The organism is Rhizobacter sp. P3_B12, from assembly GCF_056402895.1.
Genome location: NZ_JBFUGN010000434.1, coordinates 1 through 4,985, shown reverse-complemented (window position 1 = coordinate 4,985; position 4,985 = coordinate 1). Strand labels below are relative to the sequence as shown.

6 protein-coding genes are annotated in these 4,985 nt (G+C 69.2%); 4 read left to right on the top strand and 2 right to left on the bottom strand.

Going from position 1 to position 4,985, the window contains the following annotated elements; translation table 11 throughout:
* On the bottom strand, positions 1–205 hold a 205-nt coding region (locus AC1D01_RS20510; RefSeq protein ID WP_477869523.1), incomplete at its 3' end, for a hypothetical protein.
* A 123-nt stretch (positions 206–328) separates the two neighbouring features.
* Here AC1D01_RS20510 and AC1D01_RS20505 point away from each other — a divergent pair.
* The 4 genes from AC1D01_RS20505 (at position 329) to AC1D01_RS20490 (ending at position 4,201) form a co-directional block, all read left to right on the top strand.
* On the top strand, positions 329–2,812 hold the full coding sequence (locus tag AC1D01_RS20505) for a DEAD/DEAH box helicase (protein WP_477869521.1): 2,484 nt from the start codon (positions 329–331) through the stop codon (positions 2,810–2,812).
* A 54-nt stretch (positions 2,813–2,866) separates the two neighbouring features.
* Positions 2,867–3,049 carry a DUF6496 domain-containing protein gene (locus tag AC1D01_RS20500; RefSeq protein ID WP_477869519.1) on the top strand — a complete coding sequence of 61 codons (183 nt, stop codon included), beginning with the start codon at positions 2,867–2,869 and terminating at the stop codon, positions 3,047–3,049.
* A 175-nt stretch (positions 3,050–3,224) separates the two neighbouring features.
* Positions 3,225–3,596, top strand: coding sequence for a helix-turn-helix domain-containing protein (locus AC1D01_RS20495; RefSeq protein WP_477869517.1), 372 nt, complete (start codon positions 3,225–3,227; stop codon positions 3,594–3,596).
* A gap of 8 nt (positions 3,597–3,604) precedes the next feature.
* On the top strand, positions 3,605–4,201 hold the full coding sequence (locus AC1D01_RS20490) for a VapC50 family PIN domain-containing toxin (protein WP_477869515.1): 597 nt from the start codon (positions 3,605–3,607) through the stop codon (positions 4,199–4,201).
* Here the strand turns inward: AC1D01_RS20490 and AC1D01_RS20485 are convergent.
* Positions 4,167–4,985 (bottom strand): TIGR01777 family oxidoreductase (locus tag AC1D01_RS20485; RefSeq protein ID WP_477869513.1); only part of this gene is annotated, 819 nt, incomplete at its 5' end. The genes AC1D01_RS20490 and AC1D01_RS20485 overlap by 35 nt on opposite strands.

Sequence of the window (4,985 nt, the reverse complement as noted above, 5' to 3'; positions counted from 1 at the left end):
CGCTGAGCCATGTCAAGGCCTCGAAGTCCGGCTCGGGCAGGCGCATGAAGTACAGAGCGGCATCGTGCCGTTGCTCGTCATCGTACGGAACGGTCAATCGCTGCATGACGCGTTCAAGCACCGCGTCCGGATCGCCCGCACGGCTGACAGACGCGGATGTCGGGTTGAGGAGGCGGGGGGCGGGGGGAAAGTTTCCGATGCTCATGGGTTGACGCCGTGACGAAGACCGCACTGAGTGCCTTGTCGGCGTCCATGGTTCCGCATGGCACGGCAGTCATGTGGCCGGGTGTTGCGAACAGGCCGCCACCGTCGCGCTGACAATCCCCGCATGCCCTTGCCCTCCGACCCGCCCATCACCGCCCCGCTGCGCCCCCGCCTCACCCTGCAGACCCTGACCCGCGGCGACGGCCTGCTCGGCATGCGCGCGATGAACGGCTTCGGCCCACGCAGCCAGAAACTGAGCGTCGCACGCATCGAATGGACCTACGAGGCGGCACCCGGCCTGCACTGGGAGACACCGGCGCCGACCAGCGTGCTCGGCAAGCGCCCCTCGCCGACCGAGCTGCTGCGCGGCGCCTGGAATGAGCGCGTCGTGCTCGAGCGCGACCTGGCCGGCGAGGCCGATGCGATGGACGCGCTCTGGTCCAGTGGCCTGCGCCCGCTGCCGATGCAGGCGCTGCAGTGGCGCAGCAGCGACGCCGGCGAAGGCCATCCGCAGCTGTGGACCCTGCCCGAGGAAGTGCAGTTCGGCGACTTCTGGCTCGACCAGGTGCCGCGCCTGCAGGGCCTGGGCTGGTCGGTGGTGGTGGCGCCGGGCTTCGCGCACATGAGCGCGCCGGTGGAGCGCTGGCGCCTGCTGATCGACCCGGTCACCGGCGCCGAGCAGGGGCGCGAGCTGGTCGATGCGCCGTCGCGACACCAGGTGCCGTTCGGCGCGCTCGGGCAGCCGAAGCGCGAAGCCTCGTTCATGGTGAGCCTCGGGATCGAGGTCGACGGCGAGCCGGTCGACCTGGCGCCGCTGCTGGTCGAGCTGTTCAAGCGCGAGCCGCGCTGGCTCGACGCCCGGCAGGTAGCCGACATCCCCGACGACAAGATCATCATGCTGCGCCGTGGCAAGGGCGGGCGCGGCATCGAATCGCCGGCCGGCCCGCTGAAGGCCATCGTCAGCGCGATGCTCGACCTGCTGACCGATCCGAAGCGGCAGGAAGGGCCGATGAAGCTGTCCAATTGGGAGGCCCAGCGCATCGAGGCGCTGCGGCTGAGCCTGATGGACACGCAGGCGGCGCGCGCCGGCGAGCACGGCCGCTGGCAGTTGCAGGGCGATGCCGGCCTCACCGAGCTGACGCAGCGGCTGCGCGCGGCCGGCACGCCACCGGCGGTGGAATCACCGGCGGGCCTCGGGCTCGAGCTGCGCGCGTACCAGCGGCACGGCGTGGCCTGGCTGCAGTACCTGCGCGAGCACCACCTCGCCGGCATCCTGGCCGACGACATGGGGCTGGGCAAGACGGCCCAGGTGCTGGCCCATTTGCTGATCGAGCAGCAGGCCGGGCGGCTCGACCTGCCGGCGCTCGTCGTGCTGCCGACCTCGCTGATCGCGAACTGGCAGGCCGAGGCGGCGCGCAACGCGCCGGCGCTGCGCGTGCTGACGCTGCAGGGCGCCGACCGGTCGAAGCGATTCGCCGACACAGCCGGGCACGACCTCGTGCTGACGACCTATCCGCTGCTGTGGCGCGACATCGCCACGCTCGCGCAGCAGCCCTGGCACCTGGTGGTGCTGGACGAGGCGCAGATGGTGAAGAACGCCGGCAGCCGCGCGGCCACCGCGCTGCGCCGGCTGCAGTCGCGCCACCGGCTGTGCGTGACGGGCACGCCGCTCGAGAACCACCTCGGCGAGCTGTGGGCGCATTTCGATTTCCTGATGCCGGGGTTTCTCGGCGACTCTCGCTCTTTCCAGCGAATCTGGCGCAAGCCGATCGAGACGCAGGGCGAGACGCTGCGCGCGCAACTGCTCGCGCAGCGCGTGCGGCCCTTCATCCTGCGCCGGCGCAAGGACGAGGTCGCGACCGAGCTGCAGCCGTTGACCGAGATGGTCCACCGCGTGCAGCTCGAAGGCCAGCAGCGCGCGCTGTACGAGAGCGTGCGCGTGGCCGCCGACGAGCTGGTGCGGCGGCTCTTGAAGCGCACCGGTTTCGGCGGCGCGCAGATCAGCATCCTCGATGCGTTGCTGAAGCTGCGCCAGGTGTGCTGCGACCCGTACCTGCTGAAGGGCACCGCGATGGCCCCGACGATGGAGCGCGCGAAGCTCGAGTGGCTGCGCGCGACGCTGCCGGAGCTGCTGGAGGAGGGCCGGCGCATCCTGGTGTTCTCGCAGTTCACCGAGATGCTGGGGCTGGTGGCCGACGAACTCGCCGCGCTGAACCTGCCGCACCTGATGCTGACCGGCGAGACGCCGCCCGCCGACCGCGGCGACGTGGTGCGGCGCTTCCAGCAGCGCGAGCTGCCGCTGATGCTGCTGAGCCTGAAGGCCGGCGGCGTCGGGCTGAACCTGACGGCGGCCGACACGGTGATCCACCTCGACCCCTGGTGGAACCCGGCGGTCGAGCAGCAGGCGACGGCGCGCGCGCACCGCATCGGCCAGGACCAGCCGGTGTTCGTCTACAAGCTGGTGGTGGAAGGCAGCATCGAGGAGCGCATGCTGGCGCTGCAGCAGCGCAAGGAGGCGCTGGCCGAAGGCGTGCTGGGCGTGGACGGCGAGGCCACGGTGAAGTTCAGCGAGGCCGACTTGAAGGCACTGCTGGCGCCGCTGGCCTGATGGGCATGTCGATTGCCGCGATGCGGTGAAGTCCATTCACCGAAGGAGAGCGACATGGCCACGAAGTACGGCAAGAAGGCATCCGAGAAGGTCGAGCGCGCGATGCACGAGCGCAACGAAGGCACGCTGAAGAGCGGCACCTCCGGCAAGAAGGTCACGAGCCGCGCGCAGGCGGTGGCGATCGGGCTGTCGGAGGCACGCAAGGCGGGGGCGAAGGTGCCCAAGAAGAAGTCGTAGCGGTGATGTGTCTGCGGGATGTTGTTTCGCGTATTTCGAGTGATTCGAGTACGATCGGCGCGTGAATTCCAAGTCATCAGCCTCCGAACGCAAGTCCGCTCCGTCACGATCCGCTCGATCGCCACGCGCTGAAACACCGTTGGTGTTGCGCGTGTCGATTCCGACAGATCGGTTGATGACGATCATCGGGCGCCACGTTCGATTGACCCCGGCCACACGCATGGCCATTCAGCGCGATCTGTTCGATGCGCTGCAGGGCGCGGATGTGGCACTGGCGGCGAGCGCGGAATCGCGCGACGTCGGCCAAACACAAGCCGATACCGTACTGAGCACCGAGCAAGCGGCAAAGTTGTTGGGCGTTTCGCGTCCGTTCGTGGTTCGTTTGATCGATGACGGCGCCATCGACCTGCATCAACGCGTGGGCAATCAACGCCGGGTGCTGAAGAGCGAGGTGCTGGCCTGGCAGGCTGCTGAACGGGTGCGCCAAGGGACGGCGCTGAAGCAGCTTGCAGGCGATCTTGACGACGAGATATTCGGCGCGCCGTGATTCCCGTTGTGGCCGATGCCGACACGTTGTTCGCGGCAACGACGCGGGGGCTGCTCGTCTACCTTGACTACCAGGGGGTGCTCAAGCTGCATTGGACCTCGATGATCCTGGAGGAGATGAGCCGGGCATTGGTCGAGACCGGCCGGAAGGCGAATGCTGTTGAAACCAGGGCCCTCGAAGATCGGCTGAACACAGCACTTCCAACGGCGATGCTCGACACGCGTGACGTTCAACGCATGTTCGCATCGGTGCAACCTGCGCTTCGCTCGGCCAAGGATGTGCATGTTGCGGCCTGCGCGCAATATCTGCTGCACTCCAAGGCGTATCCCGGAGAGCAGCACGTTGCCTTGGTGACACGCAATGTCCGCGACTTCAAGGTTCGAGCTTTGCAGGCGATGGGCATCGAAGTGCGGCGACCAGACGACTTTCTTTCTGCCCTGCTCGCAGCGTACGGGGCCGTCTTCATCGCGGCATTTCGCCAGTTCCGCATGGACCTGAAATCGCGTCCTGATCCACAGGCCATGCTCGAAGCATTGCGTCGTGACGGCCTGGACCAGACAGTGGCGATGCTCATTGCGGCGATGGCGTCTGGTGTGCAACTCTGAGTGGCGCGACAGTTCCCGCCAGGTCCTCCAGCGCCGCCCGAACCCCGGCAAACCTGAACCGATACCCCGCCGCCAGCGCCGTATGCGATACGGCGTTCTGCCCGTCGAGCAGCAGGGTCGCCATCTCGCCCGCCAGCGCGCGCAGCGGCGCCGCCGGCATGCGCAGCCGCACGCGGCGGCCGAACGAGGCGGCCATCGCCGTCGCGAACGCCGCTTGCGGCAGCGTCTCGGGTGCGACGCCATTCAGCGGGCCTTCGAGATCATCGCGGTCCATCGCGAAGCGGACCAACCCGACCGCATCGTCCAGGTGGATCCACGGCGCCGCCTGCCGGCCGCTGCCCAGCACCGCACCGAGCCCGCAACGCGCGGCCAGCGCCAGCATCGGGTACGCGCCATCGCCGCGGCCCAGCACCACGCCGAAGCGCATGCGCACGACCCGCACGCCCAGTGCCTCGGCACGCCGCGCCTCGTGCTCGATCGCGGCGCACAGGTCGGACTGGAACTGCCCCGGGCGCGCCGGGCTCGCCTCGTCGAGCGGCTCGAACGAGCCCTCCGGCGACGCGCCATAGAAGCCCACCGCCGATGCGCTCACCAGCACGCGCGGCGCCTGCTGCAGCCGCCGCATCAACCCGAGCAGCGCGGTCGTGCCGTCGACCCGGCTGGCCAGCAGCTCGCGCCGCCGCGCCGCGGTCCACGGCAGGCCGAGCACGCGGGCCCCGGCCAGGTGGACGACCGCGTCGATGCGCGTCCCCCGGCCAGGTGGACGACCGCGTCGATGCGCGTC